We start from the raw sequence: 16,642 nt of genomic DNA on the forward strand, positions 1-16,642 counted from the left end.
TCGTCTCATAACACTTTCCCCCTGCGGCCTCGGGCCCTGGAGCTTCTATGGTTGATCACTCTTTACCGCCGCGTCCGCCTCTTGGTACTACAAGTCTGCTCGTAAGGCTGGCGTGTATAGGGGGCGTGGTGGCAGTGTTGGTGGTTGCATTTGCCTACGTCAACGGCACCCTCGACCCACAGCGTCTGCGGCCAAAGACCTTGGTCAATGCCCTGGAAACCAATAACGGCGTACACCCGGGCTTTCGCCGCAATCATGCCAAAGGTGTGTGTGTGGCGGGTTACTTCGAGGCGAGCACAGAGGCGCGTGCTTACTCCAGCGCCCAGGTGTTCAGCGAGGCCAAGACCCCGGTGATTGGCCGGTTTGCCTTGCCCAGCGGCAATCCCTATGCACCGGACAGCAGTGTGCCGATTCGCAGTTTTGCCGTGCAATTCAGCCAGGCAAACGGCCAACAGTGGCGAACGGGAATGAACAGTATGCCGGTGTTTCCGGTGGGCACGCCCGAGGCGTTCTACCAGCTGCTCAAGGCGGGTGCGCCAGACCCGGCCACCGGCAAGCCGAACCCTGCGAACATGCCGGCGTTTTTTGCCGCACACCCGGAGACGGCGCCGTTCCTGGCCTGGGTCAAGACTGCCAAGCCATCGGCCAGTTATGCGACGCAAACCTACAACGGCATCAATGCGTTTTACCTGGTGGGCGAAGGTGGCAAGCGTCAGGCCGTGCGGTGGAGCGTGGTGCCGCAAAGCCAGGACGCGGCGGGTGATGCTGCGCCGTCGGGCAGTGACTTCCTGGAACAGGATTTGGTGCAGCGCCTGGCCGCCGGGCCTTTGCGTTGGCAGTTGAACATGACCCTGGCCAACCCCGGCGACCCCTTGGATGACGCGAGCAAGACCTGGACCGGCCCGCATACGCAGCTCAACGCCGGCACTCTGGTACTGCAAAGCAGCCAGCCGCAGGCAGACGGTGATTGCCGTGATATCAACTTTGACCCGCTGATTTTGCCCAGCGGTATCGAGGCCTCCAACGACCCGTTGCTGGCCGCACGCTCCGCCGCGTATGCCAGTTCGTATCTGCGCCGTGCGGGTGAAGTCAGCCCGTTGCACAGCACCCCTCAGGAGTCGAAGCCATGAATGCTCAACCGCGTTTTTTTGCACCGCTGGCGCGTCTGTTGCACTGGCTGATGGCGCTGATGATCATTGCCATGCTGTTTATCGGTGCGGGATTGGCGGCGTCGGTGTCGGAACGCCATGAATGGCTGATCCACCTGCACAAACCGCTGGGTATTGCGATCCTGGCCCTGGTGCTCGTGCGTTTGGCCGTGCGCTTTACCACCCGGCAACCGCCGCTGCCAGCCGATTTGCCGATGTGGCAAGTGCTGGCGGCCAAGGCTTCCCATGTGCTGCTGTATGCGTTGATGCTGGTGTTGCCGCTGCTGGGCTGGGCGATGATTTCGGCCGCCGGTGACCCGGTGATGCTCAGCAGTTCTGTGCAACTGCCAGCGCTGGTAGGGGCGAATGCGCCGTTGTTTGCGCTGTTGCGTAAGGCTCACGGCTACCTTGCCTATCTGTTGTTCCTGACAGTGCTTGTGCACTTGGCGGCGGCGCTGTTCCACGGGTTGATCCGCCGCGATGGGGTATTGCAGAGCATGACCGGCACCCGGGATTGATCGCTTCTGTGGCGAGCAAGCTCGCTCGCCACAAAAAGCTTGCCACAAGGGTTAACGCAAAAGCCCGACGATATCGGCGACGCTGCTCAATACGTCCTTGCCCAGCTGTTTCGATCGATCGCCCGACCAGCCGGTACGCGGGTTGGGCGCATCGTCGTTGTCCTTGAAGGGCATCTCCAGGGTCAGGGACAGGCAGTCGTACTTCTCACCGACTGCGTTGCAGGCCAGGGTCATGTTAGCTTCGCCCGGCAGGTCGCGGGTGTAGCCGTAGGTGGTTTGGAAGTCCCGGATCAGATGGCTCAGGTGGTTGCGAAAGTGTTTTTCCAGGGCTTCGATGCGTGGGGTGTAGCCTGGATTGCCTTCGCAGCCGGCGGTGAAGATGTAGGGGATTTCTTCGTCGCCATGGATATCGAGGAACAGGTCCACGCCGTACTTTTCCATTTGCTGCTGCACAAACAGTACTTCCGGGCTGGTTTCCTGATTGGCGCTCTGCCAGGCGCGGTTCAGATCCTGGCCCATGGCGTTGGTACGCAGGTGACCGTGAAAAGCGCCATCGGGGTTCATGTTGGGCACCAGGTACAGGTCGGCCACTTTCAAGAGTTTTTTCAACTCCGCGTCACCGTCCTTTTGCAGGCGTTCAATCACGCCCTCCATAAACCATTCGGCCATGTGTTCGCCGGGGTGCTGTTGGGCAATGATCCACACCTTACGGCGACCTTCAGCCCCTTTGCCACGGCGCAACAGTTGTATATCGCGGCCCTCGACACTCTTGCCGGTGGCCAGCAGCTTGACGCCGGCGTACTTCAGGGCTTGTTCGATCAGCCAGTCGTGACGTTCACGGCTGTAGGGTTCGAAGTAGGCGAACCATACGTGCTTTTCGCGGGTCTGGAGCGTGATATGCAGGATCTCGCCATCAAAGCGCGTTGGCACCCGGAACCAGTTGATATGGTCATAGGATGCCACGGCATTGTAGCCGCTCCAGGCGTGTTTATAGGATGAGCCACCGGCGTTGCTCAATCGAAAAGTGTGGGTGTGCCCCACATGCATGCCTTCGGCCTTGAAGTGGAACCATTGAAAATGTTTGCTGCGGGTGTCGGGTTTGATTGCCAGTAACAACTGATAGGCATCGCTGGCATCCAGGACCTGGATATTGCCGCTGTCGAAGTCGGTGCTGATCTTGATTGAGGTCAAGGCCACGGTCATAGTCTGGTTGCCTGAATATGAGTGATGTGGCGGCTATATTACACAGAGGTCAGGTAAAACCTGGATGCAAAATTGTTGCACGGGGGGGGGCGTCATCCCTGACGCTGCGGCAGCTTAGGGGCTATGAGATTGATTCTCAAGCGCTATTTCGCAAAGATCCGGGCTAGAGCTGTCGTGTGGCTTTCTTTCGACGATGGTCTTTTGCTACCATGCGCGCCATCGAGCAACACACAGTCTTCATTAGCCTGAAGCCATGCCAGGGAAACTGGCAAAAAAAAGACCCGGCCAAAGAGCCGGGTCAAAAACCGTGATTAGCCTGATGAGGAGATATTCCAAGAGTCCGACCTAAGGTCCCTTGGTCTATCGACTGATCTCGCGATCAGCTTGGTCCAATAATAATCATTATCATTTGCAAGTCAAATGTTTTTATCCCTTGGATAGAAATATTTTTCTTTCGTGTCTGTTACGCGTTTGCCTGGGCCACCGGCGCTTGCAACGAGCGCTCCACCATCGCCTTCGCCATATCGATCAAATACACCACGGAAAACGCCAGGTCGCGCTGATTGCCTTGATGGCTGCACGCTGATTCGTAGGCGGTTGCCGCAGCACTGCGCAGCAGGTCAGACGCGTGAACCAGGGCTTCCTCTTGGCTGACGCCCGGCTTGATCGCGAACAGGGCACCCTCCACGGCTGGTGCCGACATATCTTCTTTCAAGTAATAGTCCAGCGCGCGCTGGGCCGCGCCGCTGTGGCACATGTTCTGTAATTCAACCTGTTCGGGTATTTCGGGCAATGAAAGCGGGCTATTCGTCATAAGCGGCAGTACTCCGGTGGGTGTCGAAATCCTTAGGCTTGATGATAGTACGTATCGTATTTATGTCGTTTTATGGATTACTACAAACTGTTTATTGCCCCGAAAAATACGCACCGTATTGTCAGGCGCCATGGATAACTGGATAGCGTTGGTCAAAGCCAACATGAAAGACCGCAAGGTCACGCAGGAGCAACTGGCAGAGCGCCTGGGTATGTCCCAGGGCGGCGTCGGCCATTGGCTCAACAAGCGCCGAGTGCCGAGCCTTGCGGACATGAACCGGGTGCTGGCCGAGCTCGGGCTGGGCTACCTGGAGGTGGCGCTGGAGATTCGCGAACGGGCCGCGCAAGAGCCTGCGTTGCAACAGCACTACAACCCGTATTTTCGCTATCCGGTCAGCGACTGGCAGCAGGCGTGCGAGCTGCGCGAAGAACGTGCACTCTATGGGCCTGGCCGCTACGAATTGACCGATTACCACGCGCGTGGCGAGGCGTTCTGGCTGCCTGTAATGGGCGACGCCATGACCGCGCCCACGGGCATGAGCATCGGTGCCGGGACGATGATCCTGGTGGACCCGGCCATCGATCCTGTACCCGGCAAACTGGTGGTCGCCCAATGGTCTGGCAGTTCCCAGGCCACTTTTCGCCAATTGCAGGAAGAGAGCGGCCAGCGCTATCTGGTGCCGCTCAATCCGACGTACCCCAAGGCGCTGCTCACCGACGACTGCCACATCCTTGGCGTCGTGGTGCAAGCCACCGCGAAGTTCTAGGCGGCGGTTTCAAGCTCCACCAGCGCGCTGCCTTCGGCAACCATTTCACCTTCCTGGCAGAACAGCGCCTTGACCACCCCGGCATGGGGCGCACGGATGCTGTGTTCCATCTTCATGGCTTCGAGTACCACCAGCTGTGTGCCAGCCTCAACGGTTTGACCTACCTCTACCAGCACGCGAACGATGCTGCCGTTCATCGGTGCGCTGAGACCGCCCTGATGAGATTGGCCGGCCTCGACCGCCGCAATCGGGTCGAACAGCCTGATGGCATGCATCTCGCCATTCCAGCGCAGGTACAGGCTGCCTTCGTTGCGGACCGCCAGATGGGCACGGCGTACACCCTGGTGTTCGATCAGCAGCTGCTCGCCGCACAACTGCGACGTGTGCCCGGCCAATGTCACCAGCCGATCCTGCCCGTTGCAGCTCAGATGCAGCGACACTTCGGCGGGCAGGCCCGCACGAAAGCCCTGGTTATTGGCCCAAGGCCCATCACCTACCGGCAGGCTCTGCATAAACGCCGAACCTGCTGCCTGCCAGAATGCATCGCTCAACTCACCGGGCGCCGGTAACAGTTCATCGTGATAACGCGGGATAAACCCGGTGTCCAATTCGGCCGCCGCGAACGCGGGATGGCCGATGATGCGCCGCAGAAAACCCAGGTTGGTCTTGAGCCCACCCACCGCGAACTCATCGAGCATACTTAAAAGTCGCAGGCGTGCCTGTTCGCGGTCTTCACCCCAGGCAATCAGTTTGCCGAGCATCGGGTCGTAGAAGGGCGACACGCTGTCCCCTTGCTCGACACCGCTGTCTACCCGACGGCCCGGGCCTGGGCTGGATTCGCGGTACAGCGCCAGGTGACCGGTGGCCGGCAGGAACTCGTTGGCCGGATCTTCGGCATACAGCCGCACTTCAATCGCATGACCGATCAAGGGTACCTGCTCCTGTGTGATCGGCAGCGCCTCGCCCTGGGCGACCCGGATCTGCCACGCCACCAGGTCCAGACCGGTAATCGCTTCGGTGACCGGATGCTCCACCTGCAGTCGCGTGTTCATCTCCATAAAGAAAAACTCGCCACGGGCATCCAGCAGAAACTCCACCGTACCGGCACCAACGTAGCCGATGGCCTGGGCCGCCCGCACGGCCGCTTCGCCCATGGCCTTGCGTTGCTCAACGCTGAGCCCTGGCGCCGGCGCTTCTTCGACAACCTTTTGATGGCGCCGCTGGATCGAGCAGTCGCGCTCATTGAGGTACAGGCAATGGCCATGCTGGTCGGCAAACACTTGAATCTCGACATGGCGCGGCTTGAGCAGGTACTTCTCCACCAGCATCTGCCCATTGCCGAAGGACGACAGCGCCTCGCGCTGGGCGGAGGCCAGGGCATCGGCCAATTGGCTGACATCCTCGACCACCTTCATGCCCTTGCCGCCGCCACCGGCCGTAGCCTTAAGCAATACCGGGTAGCCAATACGCTCACAGGCGGCGCGGAAGGTCTCCAGGTCCTGGGCCTCGCCGTGATAGCCCGGCACGAGGGGCACACCGGCGGTTTCCATCAATGCCTTGGCCGCCGATTTGCTGCCCATGGCGTCGATGGCGGCAGCGGGCGGGCCGAGGAAAATCAAGCCTGCCGCCTCGATGGCCCGGGCAAAGCCAGCGTTTTCCGAGAGGAAGCCGTAGCCGGGGTGAATCGCCTGGGCGCCAGTGGCGTGGGCGGCGGCAATCAGTTTGTCGATTTGCAAGTAACTGTCGGTGGCTTTGCTGCCTCCCAGATCGACACGAATATCCGCCTCGCGGCTATGGCGCGCATCACGGTCGATGGCGCTGTGCACGGCCACGGTCGTCAGCCCCATGGCCTTGGCGGTGCGCATGACACGGCAGGCAATCTCGCCACGGTTGGCTACCAGTACGGTGGTCAGTGTGCTCATGAGCGCGGCTCCTGGGCTTGCCAGCTCGGCGCACGTTTTTGCAGGAAGGCCCGCAACCCTTCCTGGCCCTCGGCGCTTACGCGAATGCGCGCAATGGCGTTTTCGCAATAACGTCGCAGCGCCGGGGTGAGGGCACCGTTGCCCACTTCACGCAGTAAATCCTTACTGGCGCGCATCGCCGCCGGACTGTTTTGCAGCAGGTTGGCCACCCACTGGTCCACCTGGTGATCCAGGCTCTCGGCCGGATAGCTCTCTGCCAGCAAGCCGATCTCCTGCGCCCGCTGGCCGCCAAATCGCTCAGCCGTCAGAGCATAGCGGCGGGCCGCGCGTTGGCCGATGGCCTGCACCACGAATGGGCTGATCACTGCGGGCGCCAGGCCGATGCGCACTTCCGACAGGCAGAATTGCGCGTCATCGGCGCCGATGGCCATGTCGCAGCAACTGATCAACCCCAGCGCGCCACCATAGGCCGCACCTTGCACCACGGCCAGCGTGGGGATTTTCAGCTTGGACAGGTTGTACATCAGCTCCGCCAGTTCGCGAGCGTCGTCCAGGTTGGTGTGGTAGTCCAGCTCGGCCGACTGCTGCATCCAGGCCAGGTCGGCGCCGGCACTGAAATGCTTGCCGCGCCCGCGCAGTATCAGAAATCGCAGGGACGGGTCGGCTTGCACCCGGTCCAGGGCGATGATCAGTTCGCGGATCATTTCGGCATTGAACGCGTTGTTCTTGGCTTCACGACTGAGCCACAGCGTGGCAAAGCCACGGCTGTCGGTGATCAGTTCGAGGGTGTTGAAATCGTTCATGGGGTGCAGCTCCATTTACATGCGGAACACGCCGAAGCGGCTCGGCTCGATGCGGGCGTTCAGTGCGGCGGACAAGGCCAGGGCCAGTACGTCGCGGGTCTGCAGCGGGTCGATGACACCGTCATCCCACAAGCGCGCGCTGGAGTAATAGGGGTGGCCCTGGGTTTCATACTGGTCGAGGATCGGCTGCTTGATGGCGGCTTCCTCCTGCGCACTGAAACCGCTGCCTGCGCGCTCAGCCTGCTCGCGCTTGACTTGTACCAGCACCCCGGCGGCCTGTTCGGCGCCCATCACGCCAATGCGTGCGTTGGGCCACATCCACAAGAAGCGCGGGTCATAGGCGCGGCCGCACATCCCATAGTTACCGGCGCCAAAACTGCCACCGATGATCACGGTGAACTTCGGCACCCTGGCGCACGCCACCGCCGTAACCAGCTTGGCACCATGCTTGGCGATGCCGCCGGCTTCGTATTTCTGGCCGACCATAAAGCCTGTGATGTTTTGCAGGAACAGCAGGGGGATCCCACGCTGGCAAGCCAGTTCGATAAAGTGCGCGCCTTTCTGCGCGGCCTCGGCGAACAGGATGCCGTTGTTGGCCAGGATCGCAATCGGGTAGCCATGCAAGTGCGCAAAGCCGCAGACCAACGTTGTCCCGAACAACGCCTTGAACTCGTCGAACACCGAAGCGTCCACCAACCGCGCGATGACTTCGCGCACATCGAACGGCTGCTTGGCATCCGCCGGAATCACGCCGTACAGCTCTTCGCTGCTGTACAGCGGTGCCACAGGCGTACGCTGCAGCAACTCACCTTGTTTGCGCCAATTGAGGTTGGCCACGCTGCGCCGGGCCAGCGCCAGGGCGTGTTCGTCGCTGTCGGCGTAGTGGTCGGCCACGCCGGAGATCTTGCAGTGCACATCGGCGCCGCCGAGGTCTTCGGCGCTGACCACCTCACCGGTGGCCGCCTTCACCAGCGGCGGGCCCGCAAGGAAAATGGTGGCTTGCTGGCGCACCATGATTGCTTCATCGGCCATCGCCGGCACATAGGCGCCGCCGGCGGTACATGAGCCCATCACCACGGCGATCTGCGGGATGCCCTGGGCGCTCATGTTGGCCTGGTTGAAGAAGATCCGCCCGAAGTGTTCGCGGTCGGGGAATACTTCGTCCTGGCGCGGCAGGTTGGCGCCGCCGGAATCCACCAGGTAGATGCACGGCAGACGATTCTGCTCGGCGATGGTCTGGGCGCGCAGGTGCTTTTTCACTGTCAGTGGGTAGTAGGAACCGCCTTTGACCGTGGCATCGTTGGCGACGATCATGCACTCCACACCTTCCACACGGCCGATTCCGGCAATCACGCCAGCCGCCGGTACGTCTTCGCCATACACCTGATGAGCCGCCAGTTGGCTGAGTTCAAGAAACGGCGAACCCGGGTCGAGCAAGCGATTGATGCGCTCCCGGGGCAGCAGCTTGCCGCGCGAGGTGTGGCGTTCCTGGGCCTTGGCACCGCCACCCTGTTGCACGTGGGCGAGCAGGGTATGCAGGGCGTCGACCTGTGCAAGCATCGCCGCGCTATTGGCGGCAAATTCCGCCGAGCGCGGGTTGAGTTGGGTATGCAGGGTGGCCATGACGCGCTCCTTCAGCGGGTTTCGTTGAACAGTTCGCGACCGATCAACATCCGCCGAATCTCACTAGTGCCAGCGCCGATTTCATACAGCTTGGCGTCACGCAACAGGCGCCCGGCGGGGAATTCGTTGATATAGCCGTTGCCGCCCAGGATCTGGATCGCATCCAGAGCCATCTGCGTGGCGCGCTCGGCGCTGTACAGGATCACACCGGCGGCATCCTTGCGCGTAGTCTCGCCGCGCTCGCAGGCTTGGGCCACGGCGTAGAGGTAGGCGCGGCTGGCGTTGAGCTGGGTGTACATGTCGGCAACCTTGCCCTGGATCAGCTGGAATTCGCCAATGCTCTGGCCGAACTGCTTGCGGTCGTGGATGTAGGGCACGATCAAATCCATGCACGCCTGCATGATCCCGGTAGGGCCGCCGGAGAGCACCACGCGCTCGTAATCCAGGCCGCTCATCAGTACTTTCACGCCGCCATTGAGCACGCCGAGGATGTTTTCTTCCGGTACTTGCACGTCATCAAAAAACAGCTCGCAGGTATTGGAGCCGCGCATGCCCAGCTTGTCGAACTTGTTGCTGCGACTGAAGCCTTTCCAGTCGCGCTCGACGATGAAGGCTGTGATGCCGTGGGGGCCTTTTTCCAGGTCGGTCTTGGCGTAGATCACATAGGTATTGGCGTCGGGGCCGTTGGTGATCCAGGTCTTGCTGCCGTTGAGTACGTAGTGGTCGCCGCGTTTGTCGGCGCGCAGTTTCATCGAGACCACATCGGAGCCGGCATTCGGCTCGCTCATGGCCAGGGCGCCGATGTGCTCGCCGCTGATCAGCTTGGGCAGGTACTTGAGTTTCTGTTCGTGGTTGCCGTTGCGATTGATCTGGTTGACGCACAGGTTGGAGTGCGCACCGTATGACAGCGCCACCGAGGCCGAGCCGCGGCTGATTTCTTCCATGCTCACTACATGGGCCAGGTAACCCAGGCCGGCGCCGCCGTATTCTTCCGGCACGGTGATGCCCAGCAGGCCCATGTCCCCGAACTTGCGCCACAGGTCGGCGGGGAACAGGTTATCGATGTCGATCTGCGCCGCACGCGGTGCGACTTCCTTGGCCACAAAGGACTGCACCTGGTCGCGCAGCATGTCGATGGTTTCGCCGAGGGCGAAGTTCAGGGACGGGTAACTCATGGGCAGGCACCTTAATGTCAGCTTTGTTGTTGTGTGGGTTGGGCGCAGGAGGAGGGCGCTCACCTTTACGTTAACGTAAACTTGCGTTGCGGTGCTGTCAATCGTAGTTTACGTTTACGTCAACCTACAAAAAAGACAACAAGGGGTCGTTATGGATCAACCGAATCAGAGCTACAGCCGTGGCTCTCAGGACAAGCGCTTGCTGGCCATGACCATAGGCCAGGCATTCGATCAAACCGTCGCGCAGTATCCCGATGGCGAAGCCTTGGTGGTTCGCCATCAGCAGCGGCGCTACACCTGGCGGCAACTGGCCGAGACGGTTGACCTGCATGCACGGGCGTTCCTCGCCTTGGGTATGCAGATCGGTGACCGCCTGGGTATCTGGGCGCCCAATTGCGCCGAATGGCTGATCTGCCAAGTGGCAAGCGCTAAGCTCGGTGTGATCCTCGTCAATATCAACCCGGCCTATCGCAGCAGTGAGCTGGATTACGTGCTCAAGCAATCCGGCTGCCAATGGCTGGTGTGCGCCGGTTCGTTCAAGAGCTCCGATTACCACGCCATGCTCCAGGCATTGAAGCCTGAGCTGCGCGGCCTCATCAGTCTCGATCCCAGCCCGCCGCCTGAATTCATGCCTTGGTCGCAACTGTCGGCCCTGGGCGCCGGAGTTAGCCCCGAGCAACTGCAAAGCCGGCAGACCAGCCTGCACTTCGACCAACCCGTGAATATCCAATACACCTCCGGCACCACCGGTTTCCCCAAGGGTGCCACCCTCAGTCACCACAATATCCTCAATAACGGTTACATGGTCGGCGAAAGCCTGGGCTTGACCGCGCAGGACCGCCTGGTCATCCCGGTGCCGCTGTATCACTGCTTCGGCATGGTGATGGGTAACCTCGGTTGCATCACCCACGGCACCACCATGATCTATCCCAATGACGGTTTCGACCCGCTGCTGACATTGACTGCCGTCGCCGAAGAACGAGCTACCGGCCTGTATGGCGTGCCGACCATGTTTATCGCCATGCTTGATCACCCAGGCCGGGCCGGGTTCGACTTGGCCAGCCTGCGCACCGGTATCATGGCCGGGGCGACATGCCCGATCGAAGTCATGCGCCGGGTCATCAACGAACTGCACATGCGCGAAGTGCAAATTGCCTACGGCATGACCGAAACCAGCCCCGTGTCGCTGCAAACCGGGGCGGATGACGATATAGAACGGCGCGTCACCACGGTGGGCCGCACCCAACCGCAACTGGAGACCAAGATTGTCGATGATGCCGACAACACCGTGGTGCGCGGCGTGATCGGTGAACTATGTACGCGCGGCTACAGCGTGATGCTCGGTTACTGGAACAACCCCGACGGCACCCGCGAGGCAATCGATGAGGCCGGCTGGATGCACACCGGCGACCTGGCAACCATGGACGAGCACGGCTACGTCTGCATTGCCGGGCGTAACAAGGACATGATTATTCGCGGGGGCGAGAACGTGTACCCGCGTGAGCTGGAAGAGTTTTTCTTCACCCACCCGGCAGTGGCCGATGTGCAGATCATCGGTATTCCGGATGAGCGTTACGGTGAAGAAATCGTCGCCTGGATCAAGTTTCATCCCGGCCATGTGGCCAACGAGCTGGAACTGTCGAGCTGGTGCAAGGACCGCATCGCCCACTTCAAGACGCCCAGGTACTTCAAGTTTGTGGACGAGTTTCCGATGACGGTGACGGGCAAGATCCAGAAATTTCGCATGCGCGAGATCAGCATTGAGGAGTTGGCGTCTGCCCGAGAATGAGCCGTGGGGCGCTTTGTAGCGCGGGCTAGCTGAATACCACCGTTTGAAGCGCGAACGATCGCACATTGATCGTTTGTTCCTTCAAATGGAGTTTGGTAAATGAGTGAGCTTGATCAACCTGGCAGCAGTCAATCAACGGCGGTGCAGAGCGTTCATGCACGGGTGATACAGGACCGGTTGCCGTCCTGGTACGGCGCCGCCGACCTTAAGCGCAAAAAGGAGTTTTCTGAAACGCAGTTCGCGATGCCCGAATGGTATAAAAACTTGTCGTCGGGGAAAAAGTTGAAGCTGAGTGATGCTTACATCCGCAGCTTTAATTCGCTGAATAGACTGGATCACAGTTTTAATGGGCTTAAAGGGGTTGTGGATTTTGCCGAACCACTTTTAGTGGCGGCCATGAAAGAAAAATTCGGTGGGCGTCACAATGTAAGGCAGCTATTTTTTGCCACTGAAAAGTTGATGCCGGCTGATCGCTCTAAAGTCTTTGGGCGAGAGGCATCATGTTATTGCTATTACGAAGGTGTTAGTCTGCTTGAGGCGGCATTAAAGAACTTTGCGATAGAAGATACCCTTGAGGTGGCCGATCAGAACGCCAGGCTTATCACTCAGTATGATTTTCATCGACAATCGCCCTCTTATACGTTCAATCATACACAAACGCTCGGCGGTAGAGTCTCGATACAACCTCATTTGTTTGCCAGCCTGTGCCGAGAATTGGATTTGGGTACGCAATACTTGAGGCATGTCGAGTCGTTTATCTGTCCCGAAGACACACCCAACTTTGCAGCGGGCACCGCCACCAAGACCATGCGTAATCGCATGTTGAATTCGGCCAGGTATCAGTTCCTGTTCGCCGCCGAGGTAGCGCTTGGGTGCGGGGATATTCAAGAAGACACCTACCAGGTGATGCGGAAAACAGCGGATAACCATCAGGAATTAAAGTGGCGAGAGAAAACACTCACTTATTCGGGACTTAAGTTGCTTGGGCAGCCGCTGGCGCAAATTGTTGTTATAGGTAATGTCAATGTGCAAGTTGCTCATCGCAGCCTGGTGTTCATGAATGAGCCTTGTGTGGTGTTCATTCCAGGAGATCCTGTTTGTATGTTGAAGGAATACTCGAGTTTGACAAGCTTCAAACTTGATTTGGTTGAGCGATTGTGCCTGGTAAGTTATCGAAGGTTTTTTAGTCAGTTCATACCCTACGAGCAACAAGGTGTATTTTTTACAAAGCTCAAGCGGCATCTTGATCCCTCCGGTAAATTTTCTGAACGTGAAGATTATGATTCTGACAAAAAGGATCTCAGGGGCGTCACCGCTTCTTATGGGGGGCGTTTTTCGGTGTTGTGGCGCGAACACGCTTGGCAAAAAGCCAATCTAATACTGAGGAATGCGCAAGCGATGGCCGTTTCCAATGATGCGGCGGATCAGCGTGCACGTAACGCCTGGTTGGTGAAAATGGGCAGCATGGCTTTGAATGTATTGAATGTTGCAGTTTTTATTTTCCCCGAGCTGGCTCCCGTGATGCTCGCAATTGGGGCAGCGCAAATGTTATGGGAAGTCGCATCGGGAATAGCGGCGTGGGACGAAGGGGATACAAAAGCGGCATGGGCCCACGTTTCGGCCATTGCCTTTAATGTAACTACGGCGGCGGTGGGGGCCAAGTTGTTTCCGCTGGTCAAGACGGCATTTGTTGAAAGCCTGGCCCACGTTCGTTGCCCCGATGGCAATATCCGTCTGTATTCTCCTGACCTGAGGCCTTATCAGCGCCAGGTCACAATGCCTGATGGTCTCACGGCCAATGAAGACGGATTGTTTGAACATGAAGGGGGGTTATACCTGCGGGAAAAAAATAACACGCATTACTTGGTGGAGCGGATGGGTGCCAGCAATGACTTTAAAATCCTGCATCCGGACAACCCGGCGGCTTATACCCCAAAGGTAAGCCGTACGGGCGCCGGGGCGTGGGCACATGAGCACGAGAACCCGATGACATTGACCGGGCCGCAGTTGATGCAGCGGTTGGGCCCGATTGCAGAGCGTTTTGCCAATGAGCCTCTTAAGCTCGAACGCATAGTGCAAATGACTGCAACGGAAGTGGACACTCTACGTAAGATACATACAGACCAGGCAGCACTGCCCGCGCTACTGACCGATACCTTGAAGCGACTTGAAATGGATAATGTCGTGGCAGAGGAAGTTTCCACTGTCAGGGCTTCACAGAGAGCGGCGTATCAATCTGACCTTTTCAGCCAGCGCTACGCCGCCGCCGAGGGTGGAGAAAGCGCGACAGTAAGGTTTATCAAACGCTTATTACCTTCTCTACCCACGGCGGTTGTCGAGGAACTGTTGAACGGTGCCAACTCCTCCGAAATGCAAGCGCTCACCGAGCGCCAACGCATGCCGCAGAACTTGGCTGAAGAGGCCCGTCATTATCAGCAGCAGGTGCGTTTGGCGCGAACGTATGAAGGGTTATACCGAAAAACCCTGGCCAATGACGACACGCAACGCATGGTGCTGCACAGTCTGGATAAACTTCCTGGTTGGCCATCAGACCTGCGCATTGATGTTGTCGAACGGCTGCCGGGTGGAGAGCGCCTACTGGATTCGGTGGGGCCAGAGAATGCGGCGGTCAAGCGTCGTTTCATCAAGTTCGGTCCCAAGAACCTTTATGAGGTACAGGACGAAAAAATCGCGGTATTGAACCATCAGGCGGACATCTATGGGGCTGTACAGTCAGCAGTTTCGCCTGAGGATTGGAGGGCGATGAACCTGACGGCCTCTGATCGCGGCGCGAGTCTGAAACAGGCACTGGAGCAAATGCCGCTGATGCCTCGCGATGAACTGCGTGCGTTGCTGCGCATGCAGCCTGCCAAACCACGCTACAAACCGCCAATGCGCCTTGCCGATGGACGCTTTGGTTATCCATTGAGCCCGGTAGGCGGTGCGGGTCGTCGACCTTATGCATGTGAAAGGGCAGCGTTAGACCTTTATCCGTCAATGTCCATCGCGCAGGTGGATCAGATACTGGGGCTAGAGGGCGTCAACGATATTGAATTTATGGCAAAAATGGATTTGCTCAAAGACGAGTTCAAGCAACTCAATACAGACTTGGACGCCTGGCGGGCCGACGGTGATAGCCAGCAACGCAGGACCCGTGGCCGGGTCGTCGTTGCCATCAAAGATGCATGGCAGCGTCGGTCGCCGCAACAGGCCATGGCCGCCGAGCAAGAGCACATGGCGTACATCCTGCGCTTGGCTGATGAGCAACCCGGTGAGTTACCGGCGATTACGGCGAACATGGACCATGTGGACTGTTTGGATTTATCCAGAATGTACCTTTCGGATGCGTCCTTGCCCTTCTTGCGCGCATTCGGCGGTTTGCGCTGGTTGGATATCAGCTCTAGCAACTTCACGCAGCTGCCGGAGTTTGCCAACGGTGGAGCCGGTTTGACCTGGCTCGATATGAGCAGTAACGACATTCGGTTGACGAGGCATAGCCAGGCGCATCTCGAAGGCATGCAGCGTTTGACCGTACTTAACCTCTCCCATAACCGTCAGTTGGGATGGGCCGCCGATCTGAGCAACATGCGTGACTTGAACAGGCTGAATCTGGCGAATACCGGAACGACAACGTTCCCCAGAGGCGCCGAACGCCTGCATAACCTGAACCGGATCGATCTGCACACAAACGCGATTACTCAGCTGCCCGAGTACGCCGTTGAGAATCCGGACCGAATCAACGTGCATGAAAATCCTGTGTCGCAAGTAGTCCTTGCCGATGATCACGTCACCCTGGCTGAGGCGCGCAGGTTGTGGCTGCACGATTCCCCCCCAGCCATGCAGGCCGGTCGCGGCGAAATGTGGGACCAGCTCAGTTCCAGCCCTGAGGCGGCGGCATTTTTTACCGTGGTGGCGGACACAACCCGTTGTGCAGAGTACAAATCCGGGGTTACCCGGCCGCAACTGGCGGAGCGCGTTTGGGACATGATTGGGGCCGTCCATGAGAACCAACACACTCGCGATGTATTGTTTAAATCAGCTGATGATCGCGTTACCTGTGGTGACGGGAGTGTGCTGGAGTTCATGAACATGGAAACTGATCTGCTGGTGGAAAAATCGCTTGAGAGGGTTGGAGAGCATGAAGTTGAGGCGACCTTGATTGGCACCGCAGAGCGACTATTTCGCCTGAAGTTGGTAGATATCATCGCTGAGCGTGACGTCGAGTCGCGCGGGCCGGCCTTCACCGAGCAGGCCGAAGTCATCTTTGCTTATCGCTCCGGCTTGGCGCAGCGACTGGATTTGCCGATCAAATCCCTTGAAATGCTCCATCGCCCTATCGCGGGTGTGGCCCCGGAGACTCTTGATGCTGCCTATGTACAAGTGCTTGAGGGCGAAAAAAACATCAGTGAAAAAAGTCATTTTTTTGTGGACATGGAATTTTGGAGAAACCAACTTCGCGCCCAATACCCACAGGACCTCAGCACCCTGACGATGGCCGATTTTGAGGTAATAACCGAGAAGCAAGAGGCGTTGGAAAAGGTGGTAGATCTGCAGAACACACAGGATGACCTTGTAGAGCAGGATGCAAAGAAGGCTTGGCAGCTAGAGTACGAGACAGCGGTTAACAGAGTTGCCAGCCTGCTGGGTAAGAGCCGGGATCAAATTCTGGCCGATGGGGCAATGACCAGTGGTTTCTATAACCAGGAAATGAAACAACTGAGGGCGCAGCGACAAGTCAAGGAAACAGCTGCGCTGCGGGCTTTGACGGTTACTGTGCTTAACCAATTTTCGACGAAGAAGGTGGCGTCCGCCTAAGTCACATAAGTGCAAGCAGCACAAAGGGGACCCGAAGGTCCCCTTTAATTTGTCGTTGCGTGCTCT

General features: G+C 58.6%; 11 protein-coding genes. 5 read left to right on the forward strand and 6 right to left on the reverse strand.

Annotated elements, in window-relative coordinates; genetic code table 11:
- The first annotated feature begins 47 nt into the window (after positions 1-47).
- Complete coding sequence (locus tag E4O98_RS10550) at positions 48-1,130, forward strand: catalase family peroxidase (protein ID WP_216091731.1); 1,083 nt, start codon at positions 48-50, stop codon at positions 1,128-1,130.
- Positions 1,127-1,666: a cytochrome b gene (locus E4O98_RS10555; RefSeq protein ID WP_078821698.1), complete on the forward strand. Its 540-nt coding sequence runs from the start codon at positions 1,127-1,129 to the stop codon at positions 1,664-1,666. Before E4O98_RS10550 ends, E4O98_RS10555 begins: the two co-directional genes overlap by 4 nt.
- Positions 1,667-1,717: 51 nt before the next feature.
- Here the strand turns inward: E4O98_RS10555 and E4O98_RS10560 are convergent, their stop codons facing one another.
- Positions 1,718-2,869 carry a M14-type cytosolic carboxypeptidase gene (locus tag E4O98_RS10560; protein WP_248134931.1) on the reverse strand — a complete coding sequence of 384 codons (1,152 nt, stop codon included), beginning with the start codon at positions 2,867-2,869 and terminating at the stop codon, positions 1,718-1,720.
- Positions 2,870-3,332: 463 nt separating this feature from the next.
- Positions 3,333-3,683 (reverse strand): DUF3077 domain-containing protein, encoded by a 351-nt coding sequence (locus tag E4O98_RS10565; RefSeq protein WP_248134933.1) that lies wholly within the window; start codon positions 3,681-3,683, stop codon positions 3,333-3,335.
- A gap of 130 nt (positions 3,684-3,813) precedes the next feature.
- Between E4O98_RS10565 and E4O98_RS10570 the strand changes: the two genes are divergently transcribed.
- On the forward strand, positions 3,814-4,449 hold the full coding sequence (locus E4O98_RS10570) for a S24 family peptidase (RefSeq protein WP_032880563.1): 636 nt from the start codon (positions 3,814-3,816) through the stop codon (positions 4,447-4,449).
- Here the strand turns inward: E4O98_RS10570 and E4O98_RS10575 are convergent.
- The 4 genes from E4O98_RS10575 to E4O98_RS10590 are packed head-to-tail and all read right to left on the reverse strand — an operon-like array spanning position 4,446 to position 9,972.
- Entirely contained in the window at positions 4,446-6,371 is a 1,926-nt protein-coding gene (locus E4O98_RS10575; RefSeq protein ID WP_248134935.1) for an acetyl/propionyl/methylcrotonyl-CoA carboxylase subunit alpha, read from the reverse strand. The two genes, E4O98_RS10570 and E4O98_RS10575, sit on opposite strands and share 4 nt — an antisense overlap.
- Positions 6,368-7,174, reverse strand: a complete 807-nt coding sequence (locus E4O98_RS10580; protein ID WP_032880565.1) for a gamma-carboxygeranoyl-CoA hydratase — start codon at positions 7,172-7,174, stop codon at positions 6,368-6,370. The genes E4O98_RS10575 and E4O98_RS10580 overlap by 4 nt, the downstream gene beginning before the upstream one ends.
- A 15-nt stretch (positions 7,175-7,189) precedes the next feature.
- Positions 7,190-8,797, reverse strand: coding sequence for a carboxyl transferase domain-containing protein (locus E4O98_RS10585; protein WP_216091728.1), 1,608 nt, complete (start codon positions 8,795-8,797; stop codon positions 7,190-7,192).
- 11 nt (positions 8,798-8,808) lie between these two features.
- Positions 8,809-9,972: an isovaleryl-CoA dehydrogenase gene (locus E4O98_RS10590; protein WP_005789212.1), complete on the reverse strand. Its 1,164-nt coding sequence runs from the start codon at positions 9,970-9,972 to the stop codon at positions 8,809-8,811.
- 151 nt (positions 9,973-10,123) lie between these two features.
- Here E4O98_RS10590 and E4O98_RS10595 point away from each other — a divergent pair, with 151 nt between their 5' ends.
- A complete protein-coding gene (locus E4O98_RS10595; RefSeq protein WP_248134937.1) occupies positions 10,124-11,761 on the forward strand; it encodes an AMP-binding protein in 1,638 nt (545 codons plus the stop codon).
- Positions 11,762-11,860: 99 nt separating this feature from the next.
- Entirely contained in the window at positions 11,861-16,576 is a 4,716-nt protein-coding gene (locus E4O98_RS10600; RefSeq protein ID WP_248134939.1) for a DUF6543 domain-containing protein, read from the forward strand.
- Positions 16,577-16,642: the final 66 nt, after the last annotated feature.

It is taken from the genome of Pseudomonas sp. W2Jun17 (assembly GCF_023127795.1).
Taxonomy (GTDB): Bacteria; Pseudomonadota; Gammaproteobacteria; order Pseudomonadales; family Pseudomonadaceae; genus Aquipseudomonas; species Aquipseudomonas synxantha_A.

Coding starts and splice junctions, on each gene's coding strand:
- E4O98_RS10595 (WP_248134937.1), top strand. CDS start 10,124: ATGGATCAACCGAATCAGAGCTACAGCCGTGGCTCTCAGGACAAGCGC.
- E4O98_RS10575 (WP_248134935.1), bottom strand. CDS start 6,371: ATGAGCACACTGACCACCGTACTGGTAGCCAACCGTGGCGAGATTGCC.
- E4O98_RS10565 (WP_248134933.1), bottom strand. CDS start 3,683: ATGACGAATAGCCCGCTTTCATTGCCCGAAATACCCGAACAGGTTGAA.
- E4O98_RS10580 (WP_032880565.1), bottom strand. CDS start 7,174: ATGAACGATTTCAACACCCTCGAACTGATCACCGACAGCCGTGGCTTT.
- E4O98_RS10585 (WP_216091728.1), bottom strand. CDS start 8,797: ATGGCCACCCTGCATACCCAACTCAACCCGCGCTCGGCGGAATTTGCC.
- E4O98_RS10570 (WP_032880563.1), top strand. CDS start 3,814: ATGGATAACTGGATAGCGTTGGTCAAAGCCAACATGAAAGACCGCAAG.
- E4O98_RS10560 (WP_248134931.1), bottom strand. CDS start 2,869: ATGACCGTGGCCTTGACCTCAATCAAGATCAGCACCGACTTCGACAGC.
- E4O98_RS10600 (WP_248134939.1), top strand. CDS start 11,861: ATGAGTGAGCTTGATCAACCTGGCAGCAGTCAATCAACGGCGGTGCAG.
- E4O98_RS10550 (WP_216091731.1), top strand. CDS start 48: ATGGTTGATCACTCTTTACCGCCGCGTCCGCCTCTTGGTACTACAAGT.
- E4O98_RS10590 (WP_005789212.1), bottom strand. CDS start 9,972: ATGAGTTACCCGTCCCTGAACTTCGCCCTCGGCGAAACCATCGACATG.
- E4O98_RS10555 (WP_078821698.1), top strand. CDS start 1,127: ATGAATGCTCAACCGCGTTTTTTTGCACCGCTGGCGCGTCTGTTGCAC.